This is a genomic window from Pseudomonas abyssi, from assembly GCF_003444685.1.
GTDB lineage: Bacteria > Pseudomonadota > Gammaproteobacteria > Pseudomonadales > Pseudomonadaceae > Halopseudomonas > Halopseudomonas abyssi.
Genome location: NZ_LMAZ01000001.1, coordinates 1,661,566 through 1,683,266, shown reverse-complemented (window position 1 = coordinate 1,683,266; position 21,701 = coordinate 1,661,566). Strand labels below are relative to the sequence as shown.

Genomic DNA, 21,701 nt, shown 5'->3' with positions numbered 1-21,701 from the left:
GCCGAGATGAAAGCGCTAGACTATTGCGAAATTATTTTGACGCTGTTTTTATGACGCGCGCCCCGTGCTAGAGCGGGGCGCGCTTTTTTAAGGGGCTAAGCGGCGGAGCAGGGGGCTTGAATCTCCTGTTTGCTATCCGTTAGCTTTCGCACCTTGGTGTCACTTTGCCTTCATCAGATTCGCTTAAAGGATGCACGAATTGCATGGATAACTTGCCGCTAGACCCGGATCTGAACTCCGTGAAATACGGCAACGGGCGTGCTCGCGAGGCGCAGCGGCTGATGCTGATTGCCAATGCGTTGATTCTGGTCTTGCTGGTGATTGCCGTACGCACGTTATGGGTGGGGGACTGGTTTAACAGCGCCTTGCTCGCCGTGGCTGTGCTCACCGTGCTGGCGGGGCGCATCCTCAATCGGCGAGATCGGCTTGAGGCTTCTGTTGCCTTGGTGCTGAGCGTTGTGGCGGCTGCCGTCAGTATCTCTATGTGGGAGTCTCAGGGCCTCTACAGTGGCGCCATTCTGGCGTTTCCGGCGCTGTTGGTGGTGGCGGGTACGGTTGCTACCCGCCGACTGTTTCTCGGCTTGCTGGTTTTCATGCTGTGCGTTGTGGTCGCCATTACCAGCCTCTCCGTTGCAGGCATACGCAGCTACACGCCGGCGCCGATAGGCTGGGGGCGCCTGACGGTAATCTGCTCCATTTTACTGGTGTCTGCGCTGGCCATTTCCTTGTTGATGCGTGACCTGCGTTGTGCGCGGGCGTTGCTGCGCCAAGAGGTGAAACGTCTGCGCGCCTCAGAGGCCAAGCTGAGCCATCTCAGGCAGCATGACTCGCTCACCGACCTGCCTAACAGACAGGTTATTGGCGAGCTGGTGCAGTCGGCGATCGAACGGGCGCGGGGGCAGGGCAGGCAGCTCGCCCTGGTATTTGTGGACGTCGACAACTTCAAGACTATCAACGACTCACTGGGTCACGCGGCTGGGGATGCACTGCTGCAGATTATCGCTGAGCGCCTCCAGCGGGCGGTGCGCGAATCGGATACGGTCAGTCGGCAAGGGGGTGATGAATTCATCATGACGCTGCCCGACCTCGATGGGCAGGAGACTGCGCTCGCCGTGGCCCGTCGCATGCAGGAAATCGTCGGACAGCCCATCACGCTTGGCGACATGCAGCTGGTGACCTCGCTGTCTATCGGCATGGCGCTGTTTCCGCGCGACGGTGATGATTTTGCCACGTTGCTGCGCAAGGCTGAGCTGGCAACCCAGCGTGCCAAGGCGACTGGTCGCAACACCTGCTGTCTGTTTGACGAGCAGATGAACGTGAATACGCACGAGCGACTGAGCATTGAGCAAGACTTGCGTCAGGCGCTCGCGCACAATGAATTCGAGCTGTATTTCCAGCCTATCATGGCGTTGGCCGAAGGCCGTCTGGAAGGGGCGGAAGCCTTGTTACGCTGGCGTCATCCACAGCGCGGAATACTTGCCCCGGATGTCTTTATTGACGTGGCAGAGCAATCTGGGCTGATAACCAGTATCGGCGACTGGGTGCTCCTTGAGGCCTGCCGGCAGGCAGCCACCTGGCAAGGGCTGCGGGTATCGGTCAATCTGTCGGCGGTGCAGTTTCACCGCGGCAATCTGGAAGAAAGTGTCGCCCTGGCGCTGGACGCCAGCGGCCTGGATCCGGCGTTGCTTGAACTGGAGTTGACCGAGTCCATGCTGCTGGAAGACTCCGAGCGTTTTATGCAGCGCCTGCAAAACCTCAAGCGACTTGGCGTGCAGCTGGCGATAGATGATTTTGGCACCGGTTACTCGAACCTGGCTTACTTGCAGCGTTTTCAGGTCGACAAGCTCAAGATCGACAAATCCTTTGTCACCGACCTGAGCAGCAACGAACAGAACCTGGCCATAGTGACGGCGATCATTCAGATGGCGCGCAGTCTGCGGCTGCAAACCACCGCCGAGGGTATCGAAACCGCCTGTGTGCAGTCAGCGTTGATTGATCTGGGGTGCAAGCTGGGTCAGGGCTATTTGTTTTCCCGGCCGATGCCAGCGGGTGACTTCCAAGGCTATGCGCAGCGGTTCAACGTCTGATACGGGGACAAATCCAGTTCTGCGCGTACGATACCTGGGTTCGCATAATATATATTATGTTAAATTAGGTATTGGCCGGAATATCAGTGTCCGTAGAAGATGATCCCTTGCTCCCCGTTCCCGCGGCTTCTTGAGCTGGACGCCGTCAGCAATCGTCAGACCGCAGTCGGCCTCCCTTGAGACCGTTTGCCTTTCTGCAGGATGGCTGCAGTTGCGCGTGCTGCAGATGGAATGCGGCAAACGCCGCCGCTACCTCCTGATCAATCAGCGTGAGTGTTTCTCCGCTGCCCCTGGTAGCGAGCGCTGACAGTTCCAGCTGCTGTGCCTCTGCGAAACGCTGCAGCAGTCGCCAGAATGGGATTTTGTGGTCAATGTGCAGATCACGGCGCTGCATGATCTGGTTGCCGCTTATCGCACAGCGCGTGGGCAGTGTTTGCCTTTCTCGGAACGCTATCAATTGCGCACGAACTTCGAACCTGAGTGCTTCACAGACCTTGCCGTAGGACGACTGACGAACGCCGGTGATGCAGCGCTTGTAGGAAAATGAGGTTTCACTGCCGTCACACCGCACGAGCCAAAGCCCCTGGCCTGCGCCCAGCGCGTTGCGCTTGATCACGAAGTGGTCGACTCCAGGCCCGATTTTCCGCGCTGCGTCCGGGTGCTGGGCGATCAGCAGGTGAAGCTTTTGCACTGCAATGGGGTGTGTGACCTTGCCGGTGGCTGCTGTGGCCACGAAGGTTTTCAGCCGGTCCAGTAACTCGCGTTTGGAGGCGTATTGAAATGGGCCTAACCAGTACAACGCTATCTCTCCCTTCCCTGCTAATACCTTGATTCGCTCAGTGTCCCTCAATCCATAACGCAGTCGCTTTGCTGTATCGGCTCTGCGCGCGCGTGACGTTGCAGCAGGCGTTGTGTCAGCGCGATCTGCTGCCGAGTGTCTGGAGCATTACGCATGGCAATCAGCAGTGGCAGGTCTGGCAACGCCTTGATGAGTCTGATCTCCCCATTACCGTCGCGGTCGGCCAGGTACTGCAGCACGGTCGGGTCGGTAATCGCCAGTTCGAAGCGCCTGGCCAGCAGCATCTTCAGCAGCATCTGATCGCTGGTGGCGCCCAGGTAGGTGTTTTCCGGGTAGGTTTCTATCAGGCGGCGCAGCTCAGCGGGATAACCATAGCTGTTGACCAGGCCAACGCTGTGCGTGGCAAACAGCTGCTCGAGGTCGGTCGTTTCTACCCTGGTGCTTGCCAGTGCCATGACCGCCAGACCAGAGTAGTCGACCGGCTCTGAAGCAACAAAGTCAGTCCGCACCCCGTCCGGCCAGGCTGGGAAGTAGCCGAGATAATCGCTGCGCCCGGCAATTTCCTTGGCTCGGCGCCAAGGGTAAAACTCGACCTGAAGCCTGATGTTGCACTGAGCCAGGATGTTGCGCAGACGTTGAATGGCGTTACCGCCGTTGTTCATGCTGGAGCTGGAGTAAGGCTCCCACTCCAAAGAGGTGACCTTCCATGTGTGCTGCTGGGCGTGGCTGGCACCACTGCTGCACAGCAGCAACCAGACGATGCCCCTGATGACTAGCGTCGCGACGACTGAGCGTGGCTTCATGGCAGTCCTGCTTGCGGTCGAACGTTTGACTTCTTTCAGTCAGCATAGCAGCCCGCTGCGGTGCTACCGGTTGGACGTGCTCAGCTATGCCCCAACAGCGTCTGCCTTAGCCAGCTGGCGGCTGGTCCCAGTGGCCGCTGTCTGGACCAGATGACCTCCAGGGCTTGCTGACGGGGCCAGCCGGGTACCTGTAATTCGCGCAGTCGACCTGCACCGTAGTTGTCGACCAGCCAGCGCGGCAGGCTGGCCCAGCCAAAGCCGAGTACGGCCAGGTCCAGCAATATCAGATAGTTGGGTGCGATCCAGCTGCGTACGGCGGCGTCCGGCAAATCGTCTGTCGGTTGGCGTTTGCCTTTAAGGGTATTGAGACGCAGGGCGCGGTGCTGTGCCAACTGATCCAGCTCTACCCTCTCCCGTCCGGCCAGCGGATGGCTGCTGCCGACAAAAACCGCAAACTCGGCGCGCTCGGCCACGCTGGCGCGGCCGATTTCCGGCGGGTGCGCGCCGGCAACAGGCAGCAACCCCAAGGTCCCGCGGCCGCTGCTGATCAGGTCGATGATGTCGTCGTGCTCAGCAAAGATGCACTCGAATTCCAGCTCCGGGAACCGCTCTGCGAGTTCGTTCAACCGGGCGCTGTAATGGGCTGATTGGTAAGCATCAGACAGCACCAGACTGAGGCGAGGCTCCAGGCCTGCCGACAGGGCGTGGGCGGCTTGTTGCAGTCGCTCTGCTGCGCTCAGTACCGCGTTGGCGTGACGCAGTAACCCCTGCCCTGCTTCGCTCAAGACCGGCGATTTGGCGCTGCGGTCAAACAGCGTTACGCCGAGATCAATTTCCAGCCGCGCGATGGCTTCGCTGATGGTGGACTGGCTTTTACCCAGGCGCCGTGCAGCGGCGCTGAAGCTGCCCAGACTGGCGGTCTGGGCAAAGGCTTCAAGAGATTCCGGGGATAGTTTCATATCGGTTTTGCCGATGGTTTCTAATTTCTAACTGCAGGATAGACCGTAGAAAATGCGCCTGTCGATGGGATAGGAGTTATTTTTATGAGTACGGCTGTTGTGGTGCCTCGCAAATCCTTGTCTGAGCGGGTGGTGCATGCGCTGCTGTTCGAGGGGCTGGCGGTGCTGCTGTTCTCTCCCCTGGTCGCGCTGGTCAGCGGCAAGTCGCTGGCGCACAGCGGGGCGCTGACGCTGATGATGTCCTTCGTCGCGGTGCTCTGGAATATGCTGTTCAGTGCCGGCTTCGAGTCACTGGAGCGCCGTCGCGGCTGGCGACGCACGCTGCGCCTGCGGTTGGCGCACGCCTGCCTGTTTGAGGTCGGGTTGATTGTGGCGCTGGTGCCGATGATTGCCTGGTGGATGCAGGTTGATCTGTTGCAGGCGTTGATGCTGGATATCGGTCTGGTGCTGCTGTTCCTGCCCTACACGCTGATGTTCAACTGGCTGTACGACCGGTATCGCTCACAGGTGATGGCTTGCTGGAGGGTGGGCCCGGCCAGTTGAGCCGGGCTGTTGCCGGATCACCTCATTGTGCTGCTTCCAGTGCCTGCAACGCCTGGCGGCTGGCCTCGAGTTCCTCTACGGCTTCTTCCAGTTTGGCGGTGCGCTTGCGTACATCTTCTGCGTCACCGCTGCGCTCGGCTTCAGAGAGCTCCGCCTCGCGCTCGCGTACCTCGGCGGTGTGCTCTCGTACCTCACGGGCTGCGTCATTCAGCAATTGCTCGTTGCTGCAATTGTGTTGTACACCCTGCAGGGCGCGTGTCAGGCCCGCTACCTGACCTCGGTTTTGCGCCTGCTCGGCTATTTCCAGTTGCCGCTGTATCTCCTCCGCTTTTTGCTGACAGAGCGACTCCAGTGGCTCGCTCGCCAGCGCTGGCATGGCGCAGAGCGTGACAGCTATCAATAAATGCTGTTTTGCAATCATAGTGGGGACTCCCTGATCGATGGCGTTACTGTAGCTCATTAAAGGCATCATTCACTGTACCAATCACGGTTGACGCTTGCCCTGCTGGTTGACGTTAATGGGCTTTTGATCGCACAACAACAAGGATTGCCCATGTACAGCGTTGACGACATCCTGCTGGAACATCGTCTGATTGACGGCGTAAACACGCGTATTGCCAGTATTGGCGAGGGGCCGGTTGCACTGTTTATTCACGGCTGGCCTGAGTGCTGGTACTCCTGGCGACAGCAGATGGTGGCGCTGGCCAATGCGGGCTATACGGCGGTCGCCCCTGACATGCCCGGCTTCGGCGAAACCGAGGCGCTAGCGCAAATTGATGATTACAACGTCACCCGCATTGCCGGCTTTATGCAGGAGCTGGTCGCGCACTACAGCCCGGACGCGCCGGTATTGTTGATCGGCCACGACTGGGGCGCGATCAACAGCTGGCAGTTTGTGCAGTTGCATCCGGAATGCGTCGAAAGGCTGATCATCATGAGCGTCCCGCTGCGCCCGGTTGCCGATGTACCGCCAATCGAGTTTTTGCGCAGCTATTTCAAAGATCAGTTCTTTTATCAGATCTACTTTCAGGAACCGGGCGTTGCCGAAGCCGAGTTTGACGGAGACCCAGAAGGCATCTTGCGCGCGCTCTACTGCTCCCCGGATACGCCGCGCCACCCTCCTCTGCTGGGCAAGTCGCTTTCCGAAGGCGGCGGCTGGATTGGCCGCCTGGGTGTACCGAAGGAGCAACCTGCCTGGCTCTCCGACGAGATGCTCGCTTATTATCTGAATGCCTATCGGCATAGCGGATTTGCCGGCGGTATCAACTACTACCGCAATCTGGACGAGAACTGGCGCCGCCTGCTGCCACTGCGCGAGAGTAAAATCACCTGCCCGGTGCTGTTTATTGCCGGTACTGCAGATATGGTGATTCAAGGCATGGGCGCAGATGCACTGCGTGAAATGATGGCACCACGCGTTCCGCACCTCGACATCGTCATGCTGCCGAAGATTGGCCACTGGCTTCAGAACGAGGCGCCCGAGGCTGTGAATGAGGCGATGCTGCGCTTTCTCCAGTTGCCTTAAGGTGGGGAAATGCGCCTGAGCCTGCAGCCCGGGCGCATTCAATCAAAGACCGGCAAACAACGTCGGCGATGGCAGAACCCGAAAGTCGATCGACATCATCAGACTCAGCGCGGTGATGGCGATGATCGAGAAGCCGAACAGCTTGCGTGCCCACAAGCGGTCATCCACCTCTTCGCGGTAACCGGACAGCGCAATCACCAGCCACCAGATGCTGACCAGCAGCGCGATGACCAGATAACCGTAACCGGCAAAACCGGACAGCGTCAGCATCAGTGCTGCCGCCGCAAAGGCGAGGATGTACCAGACGATGTGCTGTTTGGTGACCCGAATGCCCTCTTTGACCGGTAGTACCGGAATGCCGGCTGCGCTGTAATCATCGAAGCGGAAGATGGCAATCGCGTACGAATGCGGCATCTGCCACAGACAGAAGATCAACAGCAACAGCGCGGCACCGGTGTCGAACTGACCGGTCACGGCGCAGTAGCCCACCACCGGCGGCATGGCACCCGACAGGCTGCCGACCAGCGTGCCGTAGACCGAACGGCGCTTCATCCAGAGGCTGTAGACGCCCACATAGATAAAGAAGCCGAACGCCGCCAGCGCGGTGGCGACCGGCGTGGTGTACCACCACAGCAGACCGAAACCGGCCAGCCCCAGCACCACACCGTGCGCCAGCGCCGCCAGCAGCGAAATCTGTCCGGTGACCAGCACCCTGCTCCGCGTCCTCTGCATATGCCGATCAATGTCGCGGTCGATGCAGTTGTTCATCACGCAGCCACTGGCAACCACCAGCGACAGCCCGATCACGGTAGCGAGCAGCAGACCGAGATCGATCTGCCCCTGGGCAGCGAGGAAGTACCCCCCCGCCACCGCAATCAGGTTGCCAAAGATGATGCCGGGCTTGGTGACCAGCAGATAGCGTTTGAGTTTCACTGGAACATCCAGGGCATCATCAGCATGTCGGCGTTGACCATGATCCAGATGGCCAGCCCCACCAGCATGACGATGATCAGCACGGTGAACAGGAAGGCCACCAGATTCCAGCGGCCCTCGGACGAGGTGTTCATGTGCAGGAAGCACACCAGATGCACTACGATCTGCACAACGCCCATGACGACCATGCTGATCAGATTGACGCTCTGGCTGAACTGCCCACTCATCACCATCCCGAACGGGATGGCGGTGAGGATGACCGAGAGAATAAAGCCGATGGCGTAGGAGCCGTAGCTGCCGTGACCGGCACCGGCGTCGGAATGCGCATGACTCATCAGATAGTCCCCATCAGATAGACAATGGTGAACACGCAGATCCAGACGATGTCCAGGAAGTGCCAGAACAGGCTCAGGCACATCAGGCGTGTGTTGTTGCGGTCGGTCAGGCCGCGCTGGCTGACCTGCAGCATCATGATGACCATCCACACCAGGCCGGCGGTCACGTGCAGACCATGCATGCCCACCAGGGTGAAAAAGGACGACAGAAACGCGCTCCTGTCCGGGCCAAAGCCTTCGGCGATCAGGTGGTGGAATTCGTTGATTTCCATCCCGATAAACCCCGCGCCCAGCACAAAAGTCGCCGCCAGCCAGGCCAGCGTCTGCCCTTTGAAGCCGCGGTGCGCCGCGATCATGGCAAAGCCGTAGGTGCAGCTGCTGACCAGCAGCAGCGCGGTTTCACCCAGCACGTAGGGCAGCTCGAAGATGTCCTTGCCGCTGGGGCCACCGGCTGTGTGGTTGACCAGTACGGCGTAGGTGGCGAACACGCTGGCGAACAGGATGCAGTCGGTCATCAGGTACAGCCAGAAGCCGAACACGGTGTTGCCGCCGGTGTCGTGGTGCGCGTGGTCGTCATGCGCCACGGCGTGGTTTGAGTGCATTACAGTGCTCGACATCAGATCTGCTCCGCAACGGGTTGAGTGTTCAGCACCGAACGCGGCGCCGCAAAGTTGGCGTGATGCCGGTTCTCGACGCGCTCGATTTCGTCGGGCTGCACGTAGTAGTCGACGTCCTCGTTGTAGCTGCGGGCGATAAAGGTCGCGATCATGCCGATGAAGCTGACCGCCCCCAGCCACCAGATGTGCCAGACCAGCGCAAAACCGAATACCGCGCCCAGCAGACCGATGATCACGCCAGCCGAGGTGTTCTTCGGCATGTGAATCGGTGCGTAGTGATCAGGACGCAGGTAGGCTTCGCCGCGCTCTTTCATATCCTGGAAGGCATCCAGTGCACGCACGGTCGGGGTAACGGCGAAGTTGTAGAACGGCGGCGGCGAACTGGTCGACCATTCCAGGGTGCGACCACCCCACGGATCACCGGTCACGTCACGCAGCGATTCACGGTTGCGCAGACTGACCACCAGCTGAGCCAACTGGAACAGAATGCCGCACAGAATCAGGCCGGCACCGAAGAAGGCAACGATCAGGTACGGTTGCCACATCGGGTTGTCGTAGTGGTTCAGACGGCGCGTCATGCCCATGAAGCCCAGCACATAGAGCGGCATAAAGGCCACGAAGAAACCGGTGATCCAGCACCAGAAGGCGCCTTTGCCCAGACGCTCATCCAGCTTGAAACCGAAGGCTTTCGGGAACCAGAAGGTGAAGCCGGCCAGATAGCCGAACACCGCGCCACCGATGATGGTGTTGTGGAAGTGAGCGATCAAAAACAGGCTGTTGTGCAGCACGTAGTCCGCACCCGGTACGGCCAGCAGAACGCCGGTCATGCCGCCCACGGTGAAGGTCACCATAAAGCCCAGGGTCCACAGCACCGGGGTGGTGAACTGCACGCGGCCGCGGAACATGGTAAACAGCCAGCTGAACAGTTTTACCCCGGTCGGCACCGCGATCACCATGGTCGCCACGCCGAAGAAGGCGTTGACGTTGGCGCCCGAGCCCATGGTGAAGAAGTGGTGTAGCCAGACCACAAAGCCGAGAACGGTGATCGCTCCGCTGGCCCAGATCATCGAGGCGTACCCGAACAGCTTCTTGCCGGAGAAGGTCGAAATCACCTCAGAGAAGATACCGAACGCCGGCAGGATCAGGATGTACACCTCGGGGTGACCCCAGGCCCAGAACAGGTTGATGTACATCATGGCGTTGCCGCCAAGCTCGTTGGTGAAAAAATGCATGTCCAGATAGCGGTCCAGACTCAGCAGGCCCAGGGTAGCGGTCAGAATCGGGAAGGACGCGACAATCAGTACGTTGGTGAAGGTACAGGCCCAGGTGAAGACCGGTATTTTCATCCAGCTCATGCCCGGCGCACGCATCTTGAACACGGTGACCAGGAAGTTGACGCCGGTCAGCAGCGTCCCTAGCCCCGATAACTGCAGCGCCCAGATGTAATAGTCGACCCCCACGCCCGGGCTGTAGCCCAGTTCTGCCAGCGGCGGATAGGCCACCCAACCGGTGCGGGCGAACTCCCCTACCCCCAGCGAGACGTTGACCAGAATCGCGCCAGCCACGAACAGCCAGAAACTCAGCGAGTTGAGGAATGGGAAGGCAACGTCACGGGCGCCAATCTGCAGCGGTACCGCGATGTTCATCAGACCGACCATGAACGGCATGGCCATGAAGATGATCATGATCACACCGTGCGCGGTGAAGATCTGGTCGTAGTGCTCCGGCGGCAGGTAGCCCTGCGAAGCGCCTTCGGCAATGGCCAGCTGGCCGCGCATCATGATGGCGTCGGCAAAGCCGCGCAGCAGCATGATCAGGGCAACCAGGATGTACATCACACCGATTTTCTTGTGGTCGACCGAGGTCAGCCACTCGGTCCACAGGTAGCCCCACTTGCGGTAATACGTGATAGCGCCAAAGATCCCCAGGCCGGCAATCGCAACGACCGCCAGGGTGATCATGATAATCGGCTCGTGAAACGGCACGGCCTCGAGTGTCAGCTTGCCAAACATCAGTGGGTCTCCTCGGCAGCGTTCATGGGCATGCCAGCCATTTCGGCGCCAGTACGAGCTTCATGGCCGTGGTGACCTGCGTGGTCTCCGTGGCCGGCCGCGTGCTTACCGCCGTTGTGGTATTGCATGAGGATGGTGTCGTACAGGATCGGGCTAACGCTGCCGTAGTAGCGCACCGGATCGGCCTTGCTCGGCGCAGCCAGCGCCGGATAGCTGTCCAGATCCAGCGTCTCGCTGTTGGCCTTGACCTGGCTGACCCAGTCGTTGAAGCCCTGCTCATCGGTGGCGATGGCCTGGAACTTCATGTCGGAGAAGCCTTCGCCACTGAGGTTGGCGGAGAACCCGTCGTAACTGCCTTCATGGTTGGCGATCAGGTGTAGCTTGGTCTGCATGCCGGCCATCGAGTAGATCTGGCTACCCAGCGCCGGAATGAAGAACGAGTTCATCGCCGATTGGGAGGTGATCTTGAAGTTGACGGGGGTGTCGACCGGGAAGGCCAGTTCGTTAACGGTGGCGATGCCCTGCTCCGGATAGATGAACAGCCACTTCCAGTCCAGCGATACCACCTGCACTTCGATCGGCTTTACGTCCGAGTCCAGCGGGCGGTACGGGTCCAGCTCGTGGGTGGTCTTCCAGGTGATGGTGCCGAGGATAGCCACAATCACACAGGGAATGATCCAGACCACCAGTTCAATCGCGGTGGAGTGGGACCAGTTGGGTCGATAGGTCGCCTTGGTGTTGCTTGCACGGTACTTCCAGGCAAACACCAGGGTCATCACGATGACCGGAATGACCACGATCAGCATCAGCAGCGTGGCGGTGATGATCAGCGACTTTTCGTCGACGCCGACCTGCCCTTTCGGGTCCAGCAACACCATCTTGCAGCCACTAAGCATCAGCAGCGGCAGCCAGGCGAGCCGTTTCAGGAGTGAAGTTATCTGCTTCGGGTTCATGTTGCAGCCTTAGTCGTTGAACAGGCCCTCGCGCCCGACAGGGAACGAGGTGCAACAGGCCCCAGTGATGTGTACCCACCAGCCGACCCATAGCCCACGCAACAGCACCCCGTGACGCTCCCGCATGAGCGTGTCAGGTGCTGCCGAGTGTTTTTTTATGGGTCAGCGTAATGTCTTTGTGCAGACTGAGACGGCGTACAGCATCAATCGCCAAACCGGCCGCGGGAGCGGCGCCTTCCGTGGGGAACCAGAGCGGACGCCTGGAACCTGTTGCGAAAAGTATTACAAAGTATTTCCAGATGCTTCGCAATTGTAACAACTAATGACACAGATCAATGCGCAGGGGTGTGCCGGGTGATAGCCAGGGTCGACTGAGCACACCAGCAATGGATGCAGGCTGCGCTGCGAGCGGGCTGTAGGGTGATGCCGTGGCAGCGGACATGGCCGCGCAGGGGTGCGACTTTATGTCGCGATGCGGGGTGCGGCGTCAGGTCGCTTGAGCAGGTGCTATTTCCTTCCTACCATGCGCCTACGCTCACTTGCGGTAATGCTGACATGACAGACAACTCCCCGACTTACGGGCAGGCCGACACTTCCTACCAGGCAGCTGGGGGGATCGACGGAATTCGTCAACTGGTAGCAGACTTCTATCAGGAGATGGACAGCTGGGAAGGCGCGCGCGAATTGCGCGCGTTACATGCGGAGGATCTGACGCTGGCGCGGGAAAAACTGACGGCCTTTTTATCGGGCTGGCTGGGTGGTCCCCGGCTGTTTCAACAGCAATTTGGCAGTATCAGCATTCCGTCCTTTCACGCGCGCTGGGCGGTTGGACCCGAGCTGCGTGATCAGTGGCTGGATTGCATGGCGCGGGCGATAGCTCGTCAGAACTTCCACCCCTCCTTTGCCAGCTATCTGCTGGAGCAGCTCAGGGTGCCAGCCAACCGCGTGGTGCAGGCCAGCCAGGCGATGCGGCAGGCTCAGCAGTAGAGACACGGCATTGGGTGTCCGAGTAACTCATGACAACGTTTTCTCCCAGAACATGGCCCGGCCCATGACCGGGTCGAGTTCGTAGCCCTTGAAACCGACCGCGCGATAGCTGTTTTGCGCGGTTTGATTACCCTCAAGCACTTCCAGTGTCAGCTTGCAGCAGCCGCGCTCAAGGGCAATGGCTTCCACCTGCTGGAGCATTCGGCGCGCTACTCCCCTGCCCCGGGCATGGGCCGAGACAATGACGTCGTGGATGTTGATCAACGGCTTGCCCTTGAACGTGGAGAACCCCTCAAACGCATTGGTCAGACCGACAAAGCCGGACTCATCCTTGGCCAGCACGAACAGGTAGTCAGTGCGGTTTGCCAGTTGCTCCGGCAGTGCTGCCAGCAGTTCCGAAGGCAACGCTTTGCCGCCGCCCATCGGGTCCAGGGCATATTCGCTGAGCAGTTGAACAAGCGCGTGCGCGTGGGCTGGATTGGCCAAATCGCCGTTGATGATATCGATACTCATGGTTGTCCTGATTGCAGTTGCTGGCGCAGGGTCAGCAGGGTTTGACTGTGGGGGTTACGCTGCAGGCCTTCCTCCAGTTCCGCCAAGGCCTCTGGGCGTTGCCCCGTGCTGTTGAGCCCCACTGCCAGCACATAGCGGTAGCGGCTGGTGTCAGGGTCTAGCGTGACCGCCTGGCGCAGGGCGCTGAGGGCCTGATCCATCTGTTTGTTGCGCACGTTGAGCAAGCCGAGACTGAAGTGCAGCGGCGCTGCTTCGGGCAGTTGCTGCAGCCCTGTTTTCAGCAGACGTTCGGCGTCCGGGTCGCGGAACGAGGCGCGGTACAGATCAGCCAGGTTCACGTAGGCGGCGATAAAGTACGGGTCCAGCTCAATCGCGCGCTGGTAGGCATCTTCGGCCAGCGCCAGCTGTCCTCGGGTCTGGTAGAAAACGCCGATATTCAGCTGCGCGGAGGTGTCGTCGGCATTGGCCTGCTGGGCGGCCAGATAGGCGTCCTGAGCATCTCGCAGCCGTTTTATATCATCGCCGCGCATCTGCTCCGGCGGAATATCCAGCAATTGGGCGGCGGCCTGCAGGCGCACCACCCGCTCTGGCGCCTCCAGCAGATGGCTGACCAGTTGCCAGCGTGTGATCGGAGGATAGCTGGACACCGCCTGCAGTGCGCCCAGGCGAATTTGCGGATCCTCGGCCCGCAGTGCAACGAACAGCGATTGCGCGACTTCCGGCCCCGGCCAGGATTGCAGCATGCTGGCGGCGGTGGCACGGGCGATGGCCGGCTGGGATTCGTTCGCGAGCAGCTCGAGCAAGCCTTGCTCAGCACCACTGGCTCCGGCACGGGCGTGGGCAAAGACCTCGGCATACTGCTGCAGTCCCTGTGGTGTGTGGCCGTACCACTGCTGTACATGCTCGGCTGCCCACTCGGCGCTTTGGTCAGTGTGGCACTGGTTGCAGGCATTGGGTGTGCCCAGGGTGACGCTGAGGTCCGGGCGAGGGACGCGCAGACTGTGGTCGCGCCTAGGGTCCACTTCCATGTAGGTGGTCGCCGGCATGTGGCAATCAACGCAGGCGCTGCCCGCCGCCGTGCTGTGAAAATGGTGCTTGGGTGTCTGGTACTGGTTGGCCTGGTGGCACTGCAGGCATACGCCGTCACCGGGTAGCCGCAGTTCCAGCGAGTGCGGGTTGTGGCAGTCGCTGCAGGTGACCCCGGCCTGGTACATCTTGCTCTGCAGGAAGGAGCCGTGCACGAAAACTTCGTCCTGAATCTGCCCGTCCGGGTGGTAAAGCCCCTGATCCAGAGTGGACAACAGGTAGTTCTCGACCAGCAGGCCGGCGTCCTGTCGATCGTCGAAGAGCTGGGCGCGGCGCGAATGGCAGGCGGCGCACGCCTGGATTTCCTTCTCGCTGGTGCGCGGCACAGTGCGTTCAGGGTGTCCGCTGGCATTGCGCAGCCAGTTGACACCCTGGCGTTCGTCAAAGCGTACAATCAGGCCCAGGGTATCGGCCATCTCGGGGTGGCTGTCAGGGTGGGTTGCCCATTGCAGGTGGTTGGACGCTGGGCCGTGGCAGGCTTCGCAGGACACATCAATCTCGCTCCAGCCGGTGTTGTAGCTGTTGCTGACGCTATCGAAGTTGCGTTCCAGGTTGGTTGAGTGGCATTCGGCGCACATCAGGTTCCAGTTGAACTGGCGACCGGTCCAGTGCAGCGCCTTCACGGGATCGTCGCCGTTCACATCCGGGTTGAGCTGGAACCAGCGCTGGCCGCCCTCCTCTGCCGGCCTTGCGTCCCAGGCCACGCTGAAGGCCTGATAGCGGCCGCCTGGCATGGCCAGCAGGTATTGCTGTAACGGGTAGACGCCAAAGGTGTAGTCCACGCGGTAATCGCTGTACTCGCCCTCGGCATTGGCGGTGTTGACCCAAAACTGCTCTTCGCGCTGGAAGAAGCGACTGGTCACGCCGCCAAAATTGAAGGTCTGGTCGGCGAAATCACCCAAGACGGTTTGCACGTTGGCTTCTTGCATCGCCTGGTCGTGGTGCGAGCCATTGAACTGCTCGCTCTGTTCGGCATGGCAACTGGCGCAGGTTCGGCGGCCGACATACTCTGGGTCGGTGGACAGGGTGCTGACTGGTGACGGTGGTACTTCGGCGGCTGGCGTTGGTACAGAGGGCTCAGAGCGGGTCGCGACGGAGGTGTCCAGCGTGCTGGCGTTTGGTTCTGCTCGTGTCAGCCACCAGATGCCGGCGGCTGCGAGGATCAGCAGTGCCGGCAGAATCAGACGCCAGTGCGGGGGGGATACGGTTGGGTCCTGCTTGTTTTTGTTCTTTTGCCGCATCTGGCGTGCATCCTTTTCACGGGGGAGGCATTGCCGCCTCGAGTACGCAGGCTGGGTGACCCTCGCTTTCCCATCTGCGCAGGACGCAGCCAGGATGGGCTCTGCTCTTCTTGCGCATGCTAGCGGACGCTAATGCTTGAGTGCTACCTCCCGGGACTATATTTGCCGAATACTGCAGCCAAGGCTGTGATGTTCACCCGGCTGCAGCGTGCGGCTATCTGCAGCGGCGTTGGCCGCTTCGATGCAGAGCATGGTCCGGTAGCCATCGGCTGGAAAGTTATCCAGCTTGCGCGCTTTGTCTTGCCACGGGTTCCACAGCACCACAGAAGCACTACCGCTGCGGCAGATTTCCAGCGTGCGCTGCCCGTCGCTCAGGTAAATGGGTTGGCTGTGCTGCAGATAGATACGGTCTACTTCGCGCTCAATCATCAGGTCACCCTGCTGCACTTGATGGCTGCCGCTCAACTGGTCCAGGTAGGTTGCGCCATTGAGCCCCGCAACGCGCACCTCACTGATGTCGCTGACCGGCAGGTAGGTATGTAGTGCCTGGCTCAGGGTTTGTGCCCTGCGGCCGGTATTACGACTGGTCAGTGTCATCTGCAGGCTGGTACCCAGTTGCAGTTCCAGGCTGAGTGCCCAGGATTCGTCGGGTAAGGCATCATGCTGCGTCGTGGCGGGTAGCTCCAGGCGCAACCGTACCGACTGCTCGTCGCGCTCGGCGGCGGTGAGCTGCCAGAGGCTGCGCCTGGCAATGCCATGGGCCGGTCCGCTGCGGCTGTTGCCAAACCAGGGCCAGCACAGCGGCACCCCGCCGCGCAGTACGCCACCCGGTGCCTGAGCGTCGCAGGGGCTCATCCACAGTAGATCGGCCTGTCCGCTTGGAATACAGGACACCAGGTGCGCGCCCTCCAGCGCAACGCGAGCACGAACGTTGGAGTGCTCGATCTCCACAAAGGCTTTGCCGGCGGCGTTGTGTACCCAGGAAATGCCGTCGGGCAAAGGGGACGTACTGATCATGCTTACTCCGTTTTTGTGACCGGAATGATGTGTTCGACCGCTACGCGGTCGCGGCCTAGATGCTTGGCCCGGTAGGTGGCAATATCGGCGCTACTGAGCAACTGCTCAAGGCTCGCAGCCCCCTGCTCACTGGCGGTGACACCGAAGCTGCAGGTGAGCAGTAGCTGCTTGCCCTGATACTCCACTCGCATGTCGGTTATCGCCTGGCGCAGGCGTTCGGCAAGCTCGGTGGCGGCAGCCAGGTCGGTGCCGGGCAGCACAATGGCGAACTCCTCGCCGCCCAGTCGGGCGCAGATATCGGCTGCCCGGGTCAGGCTACGCAGGATGGATGCCAGTGCCGTCAGAGCAGCGTCTCCGGCGGCGTGCCCGTGCTGATCGTTGATCTGCTTGAAGTGGTCAGCGTCAAGACCTATCAGCGCAACGGGATGCCCCAGTCGACGTGCCTGCTCGATGGCGCTCTGGCCGAGGGCGAAGAGCGCCCGGCGATTGGCCAGGCCGGTCAATTCATCCTCGTGCGCCAACTGTTCGGCGCGGTGCTGCGCGTTGCGCAGTTGTGCCTGAAGGAGCTTGATGTCGGAGATGTCGGTCGCGATTTCCAGGCGCACCCATCGGCCATCCGGCCAGCGGATGGCCTGGTCTCGGCATTGATACCAGCGTTGATTGTGGGTGTTACGAAACTCCCACACCTGCACGCCGGTGGGCTGTCCGTGACTGTCGAGCAGCCGGTGGTTGTTGCAGAAACTGCAGGGGCCTTCCTGCCCTTGCTGCAGGGTCTCCCAGCACTTGCGGTGATCTACCTCGCCCCACCTGGCGCGGCCGTAGGCGTTCAGGAAAAGCAGCTCATGGGTTTGCATGTCGGCGACGTAAACCAGCGCATCCAGGCTGTCTAGCACTGTTTCCAGGGCGGACTGGCTGGCGCGGGTCTGTTGCTGAGACGGGTTGGTTTCATCCATGACGCAAGCTCGGATTTATTGGCTGAGCGCTGTGCGCGCCGATTACCCTGCAGGCAAACCGGCGATGCTACTCGAAGTCAGATTACGCGAGTTGATGCAGATGTGACATCATGTTGCGCGCAAAACGGCCAGTGCTCCGGAGCTCGGGCCCGCGTATGGCGGTTTGTTCGTTTGTTCGGCCGCGTTCTTTAGTCAACGTCGCCAGGGGTGTCCGTGCGTCGCATCGCACGGGCTGAGAACACGCTGATCACCAGCCGAAACCCTGGAACCTGATCCGGATCATGCCGGCGGAGGAAGTGCGACATGTTGTACCTGTCTATGGCAGCCCTGGCTGCCGTGTTGCTGTTGTTTGCCTGGATTGGTCTGCGGGCGCGCTCTACCCAGGCGGGCCTGGATGATTTTGTTACCGCTCGCAATTCCCAGGGCGCCCGCGCCATCGGCCTGTCTTTTCTTGCCTCGGGCATGGGCGGCTGGATTCTGTTTGCGCCGCCGGAAGTCGGCGCGCTGGTCGGCCCGTTGGCGTTGGCCGGCTATGCCTTGGGCGCTGCCCTGCCCTTCGCGCTGTTTGCCGCTCTCGGGCCGGCTATTCGTCGAGCCTTGCCGCAGGGGCGCAGCATCGGTGAGTTTGCCGAGCACTTTTACGGTTCCGCGGTACGCCGTTGGGTGGGGTTGATTGCTTTGCTCTACATGAGCTGCTTTTTGATTGCCGAGTTGACCGCGATCGGCGCCATCACCAGCATGCTGTCGGATATCAACGGCAACCTGGTGGTGGTGGGCGTTGCCCTGACAACCCTGCTCTACACCGCCTGGGGTGGCCTGCGTGCGAGCATGACGACTGACCGCTGGCAGGCCTGGTTGCTGCTCGCCCTGTTGGCGCTGGTCGGCGCCGTGGCGATGCAGCGGCTGCCAGAGGCGACCGCTACCGGCTCGATGCCCGGTATTCCTGCCAGCGCCGCACTGGGGGTGGCCTTGACTCTGGTGCTGGCGGTAACAGCAGCCAATCTGTTCCACCAGGGTTACTGGCAGCGGGTGTGGGCGGCCGAAAGTGACGCTGCGCTGGCCCGTGGCGCGGTGCTCGGTGGGCTGGCGACCATCGCCGTGGTGGCAGTGATTGGCGGCCTGGGCATTGTCACTGTGATGAGCGGCGCTGACGTGGGCTCGCCGCCCATTCCCTTCTTTGCCATGCTGCGAGAAGCCCCGGGCTGGCTGGCATTGCCGGCGTTGCTGCTGGCGCTGACTTTGGTCGCGTCGTCTGTTGATACCCTGCAAAACGCCATTGCGTCGCTGCTGGTCACTGAAAAGCGCGGTCTGTCGCTGGCCTCGGCGCGCTGGTTGACGGTGGCACTGATGCTGCCGGTAGTGTGGGTTGCGCTGCAGGGCAACTCTGTGCTGCGGTTGTTCTTGATTGCCGATCTGCTGTGTGCCACTGCGGTGGTGCCGGTGCTGCTTGGATTGTGGTCGCGCATGAGCGCGGTGGCGGCCATTGCCGGCGCGCTGGCGGGTCTGGTCGGTGCTGTGCTACCCGGTTGGCTGGATACCGGCAGTCTGCAGCAGGGCATCCTGCTGGCCAGCTTCCCAGATACGGTACCCACCTTGGCGCCCTTTGCCGGAGCGCTGCTGGCCTCGACGCTGGCCAGCCTCATTATGGCGCTGCTGTTGCCGCGTCGAGCCTCCCTGGGCTGAGATCTCCCTTGAGCGCCGTCACGCGGCGGCGCCGACTCTTGTTGACCTGATTGGCGCTTCGCGAAGTTGGCGGCAAATGCCGAGCAATTGTCGTCATTCGACCAGTCGGCTGCGATGGCTTGCAGGCAGTCTATAGTGACCTTGCAAAACGTCAGACAACAAGAGAGACAATCATGACGAATGAGCACCTCGATGTACTGATCATCGGTGCCGGCCTGTCCGGCATCGGTACCGCCGTGCACCTCAGCCAGAACTGCCCCGACAAGCGCATCGCGATTCTCGAGCGCCGCCAGCAGGTGGGTGGCACCTGGGACCTGTTCCGCTACCCTGGCATTCGTTCGGATTCCGACATGTTCAGCTTTGGCTTCGCCTTCCGCCCCTGGAACGACCTGCAGACCCTGGCTGACGGCGAGTCGATTCGTCGCTATATCAGCGATACCGCGCGCGAATACGGCGTTGAGCAGAAGATCCGCTTTGGTATCGAGACCGAGCAGGTGCAGTGGTGCTCCGAACAGCAGCAGTGGGTCGTCAGCGCGCGTGACCTGGCCACCGGGCAGGCCCGTCACTACAGCTGTGACTTTCTCATCAGTTGTACCGGCTACTATGACCACAAGGCCGGCTACCTGCCCGAGTTTCCGGGCGTCGAGCGCTATCAGGGGCAGTGTATTCATCCGCAGCACTGGCCGCAGGACCTGGACTACAGCGGCAAGAAGGTGGTGGTTATCGGCAGTGGTGCGACGGCAGTCACGCTGGTGCCGGCAATGGCCCCGCAGGTCGGGCATATCACCATGCTGCAGCGCTCACCCTCCTACATCATGACGGTGCCAGCGCACGATCGAATTACCGAGATGTTGTGCAAGGTGCTGCCGAATGACTGGGTGTTTGGTCTGGCACGCAAGCGCAATATCGCGATTCAGCGCTGGATATTCAAGGCCGCCAAACGCTGGCCTGAGGGCACCCGTCGTTTTCTGTTGAAGAAGGTCGCCGAGCAGCTTGATGATCCGTCGCAGATGACGCATTTCACCCCGTCCTACATGCCCTGGGATCAGCGCCTGTGCGCGGTGCCGGACGGGGATCTGTTCAAGGCGATCAACAGTGGCAAGGCGTCTGTGGTGACCGATGAGATTGACTGTTTTACCGAGAGCGGTATTCGCCTCAAGTCCGGCGCACAGCTTGACGCGGACATCATCATCACGGCAACGGGCCTGACTTTGCAGGTGCTGGGCGGCACGCGAATGCTGATCGACGGCCAGCCGTTCGATATCAATCAGCGCATGACCTACAAGGGCGTCATGCTGCAGGACGTGCCGAACATGGCCTGGATATTTGGCTATACCAACGCACCCTGGACGCTCAAGTCGGACATTGCTGCGCAGTGGGTCTGCCGTTTGCTCAACCACATGCGCGCCGCTGGCGTACAGGTGGCTACCCCGCGTGATCACGACAACAACCTGGTGGCCGCTGAATCCATGATGGGGGCCTTGCAGTCCGGTTATGTGCAGCGCGGCAATACCATCCTGCCGCGCCAGGGCCGCAGCGCGCCCTGGCGGCTGCTAAATGCCTACGAGCGAGACCGCGAGATGCTCCTTGAGGAGCCGGTCGAGGACACAATGCTGGAGCTGACTGAACGAAGCCGAGCTGCCAAGCCCGGCCCCACATCGCGCGATGTGCGCGCGGCCTGAGCGGAGACCGAGATGAGTAGTGAACTGAACAAGCTGACGGTACTCGGTGCCGGCGTTTTGGGTGGGCAGATTGCCTGGCACAGTGCCTACATGGGCAAGGATGTGGTGGTTTACGACCTGTTCGAGGAGGCCTTGGGCCGCTGCAGAGTAGCCCACGAACAGTACTCCGAGATTTATCGCGCCGACCTGGGCGCCTGCGACGAGCAACTGGAACAGGCGCGTCAGCGCTTGCGGTACAGTACCGATCTGGCTGATGCGGTGGCACAGGCGGACCTGGTGATCGAAGCGGTGCCGGAGATCCCCGAAGTCAAGACGCAGGTGTATTGCCGGCTGGCGCCGTTGCTGCAGCCGCACTGCCTGATTGCAACTAACTCCTCCACGTTGTTGCCCAGCGACTTTGCCGAAGACACTGGGCGGCCAGCTCAATACTGCGCCCTGCACTTCGCCAATCTGATCTGGTCGATGAATGTTGCCGAGATCATGGCGCATGCCGGCACAGCGGAACCGACCCTGCGCGCCATTGCCGCTTTCGCCATTGAAATCGGCATGGTCCCTATCCCCATCCAGAAGCCTCAGAACGGGTACGTGCTCAACTCGCTGCTGGTGCCGTTACTCGGCGCTGCGCAGACGCTGGTAACCAATGGCATCTCGACGCCGGAGATGGTTGATCGAACCTACATGATCACTAATCGTGGAGTGGCGCTGGGGCCATTTGGCATCATGGATGTCATCGGCATGAAGACCTGCTACGACGTATTGAACTACTGGGGTCACCAGCATAGCGACGCGCAGACGCTGCGCAATGCAGCCTATATCAAGGAGCAACTGATTAATCAGGGCAAGATGGGCTTACAGACCGGCAGCGGCTACTACCAGTATCCGAACCCGGCTTACGCCGCGCCTGACTTCCTTGCCGTACCCGGCCTGGAGGCCGTTGAGGATATCGTGCGACTGACGCGGCCGGGCTAGTCGA

At 60.9% G+C, this 21,701-nt stretch carries 20 protein-coding genes and 1 riboswitch; of the genes, 7 read left to right on the top strand and 13 right to left on the bottom strand.

Annotated features, from left to right (window positions below):
• Positions 1-203: 203 nt before the first annotated feature.
• A complete protein-coding gene (locus tag ASB58_RS07815; protein ID WP_118129917.1) occupies positions 204-2,087 on the top strand; it encodes a putative bifunctional diguanylate cyclase/phosphodiesterase in 1,884 nt (627 codons plus the stop codon).
• 145 nt (positions 2,088-2,232) lie between these two features.
• Here the strand turns inward: ASB58_RS07815 and ASB58_RS07810 are convergent, their stop codons facing one another.
• From ASB58_RS07810 to ASB58_RS07800, 3 genes are all read right to left on the bottom strand, one after another.
• A complete protein-coding gene (locus ASB58_RS07810; protein WP_118129916.1) occupies positions 2,233-2,886 on the bottom strand; it encodes a DCL family protein in 654 nt (217 codons plus the stop codon).
• A 47-nt stretch (positions 2,887-2,933) separates the two neighbouring features.
• A complete protein-coding gene (locus ASB58_RS07805) occupies positions 2,934-3,689 on the bottom strand; it encodes a transporter substrate-binding domain-containing protein (RefSeq protein WP_118129915.1) in 756 nt (251 codons plus the stop codon).
• An 80-nt stretch (positions 3,690-3,769) separates the two neighbouring features.
• A complete protein-coding gene (locus ASB58_RS07800) occupies positions 3,770-4,648 on the bottom strand; it encodes a LysR family transcriptional regulator (RefSeq protein ID WP_118129914.1) in 879 nt (292 codons plus the stop codon).
• An 84-nt stretch (positions 4,649-4,732) separates the two neighbouring features.
• On the opposite strand from ASB58_RS07800, the gene ASB58_RS07795 reads away from it, so the two are divergent.
• Positions 4,733-5,191 carry a multidrug/biocide efflux PACE transporter gene (locus tag ASB58_RS07795; RefSeq protein WP_118129913.1) on the top strand — a complete coding sequence of 153 codons (459 nt, stop codon included), beginning with the start codon at positions 4,733-4,735 and terminating at the stop codon, positions 5,189-5,191.
• Positions 5,192-5,213: 22 nt separating this feature from the next.
• Here the strand turns inward: ASB58_RS07795 and ASB58_RS07790 are convergent, their stop codons facing one another.
• The gene (locus ASB58_RS07790) at positions 5,214-5,612 is read right to left on the bottom strand and encodes a DUF1090 domain-containing protein (RefSeq protein ID WP_181977885.1); all 399 of its coding nucleotides are present in this window, start codon (positions 5,610-5,612) and stop codon (positions 5,214-5,216) included.
• 132 nt (positions 5,613-5,744) lie between these two features.
• Between ASB58_RS07790 and ASB58_RS07785 the strand changes: the two genes are divergently transcribed.
• Positions 5,745-6,716: an alpha/beta fold hydrolase gene (locus ASB58_RS07785; RefSeq protein WP_118129911.1), complete on the top strand. Its 972-nt coding sequence runs from the start codon at positions 5,745-5,747 to the stop codon at positions 6,714-6,716.
• 42 nt (positions 6,717-6,758) lie between these two features.
• Here the strand turns inward: ASB58_RS07785 and cyoE are convergent, their stop codons facing one another.
• Genes cyoE through cyoA form a run of 5 tightly spaced genes read right to left on the bottom strand, consistent with a single transcriptional unit; the run spans position 6,759 to position 11,566 of the window.
• Entirely contained in the window at positions 6,759-7,649 is an 891-nt protein-coding gene (cyoE, locus tag ASB58_RS07780; protein WP_104739604.1) for a heme o synthase, read from the bottom strand.
• Entirely contained in the window at positions 7,646-7,987 is a 342-nt protein-coding gene (gene cyoD / locus ASB58_RS07775) for a cytochrome o ubiquinol oxidase subunit IV (protein WP_373289805.1), read from the bottom strand. Before cyoD ends, cyoE begins: the two co-directional genes overlap by 4 nt.
• On the bottom strand, positions 7,984-8,601 hold the full coding sequence (locus ASB58_RS07770; protein WP_118129910.1) for a cytochrome o ubiquinol oxidase subunit III: 618 nt from the start codon (positions 8,599-8,601) through the stop codon (positions 7,984-7,986). The genes cyoD and ASB58_RS07770 overlap by 4 nt, the downstream gene beginning before the upstream one ends.
• A complete protein-coding gene (gene cyoB, locus ASB58_RS07765) occupies positions 8,601-10,613 on the bottom strand; it encodes a cytochrome o ubiquinol oxidase subunit I (RefSeq protein ID WP_118129909.1) in 2,013 nt (670 codons plus the stop codon). The genes ASB58_RS07770 and cyoB overlap by 1 nt, the downstream gene beginning before the upstream one ends.
• The gene (gene cyoA / locus ASB58_RS07760; RefSeq protein ID WP_118129908.1) at positions 10,613-11,566 is read right to left on the bottom strand and encodes a ubiquinol oxidase subunit II; all 954 of its coding nucleotides are present in this window, start codon (positions 11,564-11,566) and stop codon (positions 10,613-10,615) included. The genes cyoB and cyoA overlap by 1 nt, the downstream gene beginning before the upstream one ends.
• A 555-nt stretch (positions 11,567-12,121) precedes the next feature.
• On the opposite strand from cyoA, the gene ASB58_RS07755 reads away from it, so the two are divergent.
• A complete protein-coding gene (locus ASB58_RS07755) occupies positions 12,122-12,553 on the top strand; it encodes a group II truncated hemoglobin (protein ID WP_118129907.1) in 432 nt (143 codons plus the stop codon).
• Positions 12,554-12,580: 27 nt separating this feature from the next.
• On the opposite strand, the gene ASB58_RS07750 is transcribed toward ASB58_RS07755, so the two are convergent.
• From ASB58_RS07750 to ASB58_RS07735, 4 genes are all read right to left on the bottom strand, one after another.
• A complete protein-coding gene (locus ASB58_RS07750; protein WP_118129906.1) occupies positions 12,581-13,066 on the bottom strand; it encodes a GNAT family N-acetyltransferase in 486 nt (161 codons plus the stop codon).
• Entirely contained in the window at positions 13,063-15,393 is a 2,331-nt protein-coding gene (locus ASB58_RS07745; RefSeq protein ID WP_118129905.1) for an ammonia-forming cytochrome c nitrite reductase subunit c552, read from the bottom strand. The genes ASB58_RS07750 and ASB58_RS07745 overlap by 4 nt, the downstream gene beginning before the upstream one ends.
• 156 nt (positions 15,394-15,549) lie before the next feature.
• The gene (locus ASB58_RS07740) at positions 15,550-16,410 is read right to left on the bottom strand and encodes a D-hexose-6-phosphate mutarotase (RefSeq protein WP_118129904.1); all 861 of its coding nucleotides are present in this window, start codon (positions 16,408-16,410) and stop codon (positions 15,550-15,552) included.
• A gap of 2 nt (positions 16,411-16,412) precedes the next feature.
• Positions 16,413-17,363: a sensor domain-containing diguanylate cyclase gene (locus ASB58_RS07735; RefSeq protein WP_118129903.1), complete on the bottom strand. Its 951-nt coding sequence runs from the start codon at positions 17,361-17,363 to the stop codon at positions 16,413-16,415.
• Between the two features lie 193 nt (positions 17,364-17,556).
• Positions 17,557-17,677, top strand: a riboswitch (TPP riboswitch).
• On the opposite strand from ASB58_RS07735, the gene ASB58_RS07730 reads away from it, so the two are divergent.
• The 3 genes from ASB58_RS07730 (at position 17,667) to ASB58_RS07720 (ending at position 21,697) form a co-directional block, all read left to right on the top strand.
• The gene (locus tag ASB58_RS07730) at positions 17,667-19,046 is read left to right on the top strand and encodes a sodium:solute symporter family transporter (RefSeq protein WP_118129902.1); all 1,380 of its coding nucleotides are present in this window, start codon (positions 17,667-17,669) and stop codon (positions 19,044-19,046) included. It overlaps the preceding riboswitch by 11 nt.
• Before the next feature lie 173 nt (positions 19,047-19,219).
• Positions 19,220-20,728 (top strand): flavin-containing monooxygenase, encoded by a 1,509-nt coding sequence (locus tag ASB58_RS07725; RefSeq protein WP_118129901.1) that lies wholly within the window; start codon positions 19,220-19,222, stop codon positions 20,726-20,728.
• 12 nt (positions 20,729-20,740) lie between these two features.
• Positions 20,741-21,697 (top strand): 3-hydroxyacyl-CoA dehydrogenase, encoded by a 957-nt coding sequence (locus ASB58_RS07720; protein WP_118129900.1) that lies wholly within the window; start codon positions 20,741-20,743, stop codon positions 21,695-21,697.
• Positions 21,698-21,701: the final 4 nt, after the last annotated feature.

Bases quoted from the DNA above. Each gene is read 5' to 3' on its own strand.
- ASB58_RS07815 (WP_118129917.1), top strand. From the start codon at position 204: ATGGATAACTTGCCGCTAGACCCGGATCTGAACTCCGTGAAATACGGC.
- ASB58_RS07785 (WP_118129911.1), top strand. From the start codon at position 5,745: ATGTACAGCGTTGACGACATCCTGCTGGAACATCGTCTGATTGACGGC.
- ASB58_RS07755 (WP_118129907.1), top strand. From the start codon at position 12,122: ATGACAGACAACTCCCCGACTTACGGGCAGGCCGACACTTCCTACCAG.
- ASB58_RS07730 (WP_118129902.1), top strand. From the start codon at position 17,667: ATGTTGTACCTGTCTATGGCAGCCCTGGCTGCCGTGTTGCTGTTGTTT.
- cyoB (WP_118129909.1), bottom strand. From the start codon at position 10,613: ATGTTTGGCAAGCTGACACTCGAGGCCGTGCCGTTTCACGAGCCGATT.
- ASB58_RS07805 (WP_118129915.1), bottom strand. From the start codon at position 3,689: ATGAAGCCACGCTCAGTCGTCGCGACGCTAGTCATCAGGGGCATCGTC.
- ASB58_RS07790 (WP_181977885.1), bottom strand. From the start codon at position 5,612: ATGATTGCAAAACAGCATTTATTGATAGCTGTCACGCTCTGCGCCATG.
- ASB58_RS07720 (WP_118129900.1), top strand. From the start codon at position 20,741: ATGAGTAGTGAACTGAACAAGCTGACGGTACTCGGTGCCGGCGTTTTG.
- cyoA (WP_118129908.1), bottom strand. From the start codon at position 11,566: ATGAACCCGAAGCAGATAACTTCACTCCTGAAACGGCTCGCCTGGCTG.
- ASB58_RS07770 (WP_118129910.1), bottom strand. From the start codon at position 8,601: ATGTCGAGCACTGTAATGCACTCAAACCACGCCGTGGCGCATGACGAC.
- ASB58_RS07750 (WP_118129906.1), bottom strand. From the start codon at position 13,066: ATGAGTATCGATATCATCAACGGCGATTTGGCCAATCCAGCCCACGCG.
- ASB58_RS07725 (WP_118129901.1), top strand. From the start codon at position 19,220: ATGACGAATGAGCACCTCGATGTACTGATCATCGGTGCCGGCCTGTCC.
- ASB58_RS07745 (WP_118129905.1), bottom strand. From the start codon at position 15,393: ATGCGGCAAAAGAACAAAAACAAGCAGGACCCAACCGTATCCCCCCCG.
- ASB58_RS07795 (WP_118129913.1), top strand. From the start codon at position 4,733: ATGAGTACGGCTGTTGTGGTGCCTCGCAAATCCTTGTCTGAGCGGGTG.
- ASB58_RS07800 (WP_118129914.1), bottom strand. From the start codon at position 4,648: ATGAAACTATCCCCGGAATCTCTTGAAGCCTTTGCCCAGACCGCCAGT.
- ASB58_RS07735 (WP_118129903.1), bottom strand. From the start codon at position 17,363: ATGGATGAAACCAACCCGTCTCAGCAACAGACCCGCGCCAGCCAGTCC.
- ASB58_RS07740 (WP_118129904.1), bottom strand. From the start codon at position 16,410: ATGATCAGTACGTCCCCTTTGCCCGACGGCATTTCCTGGGTACACAAC.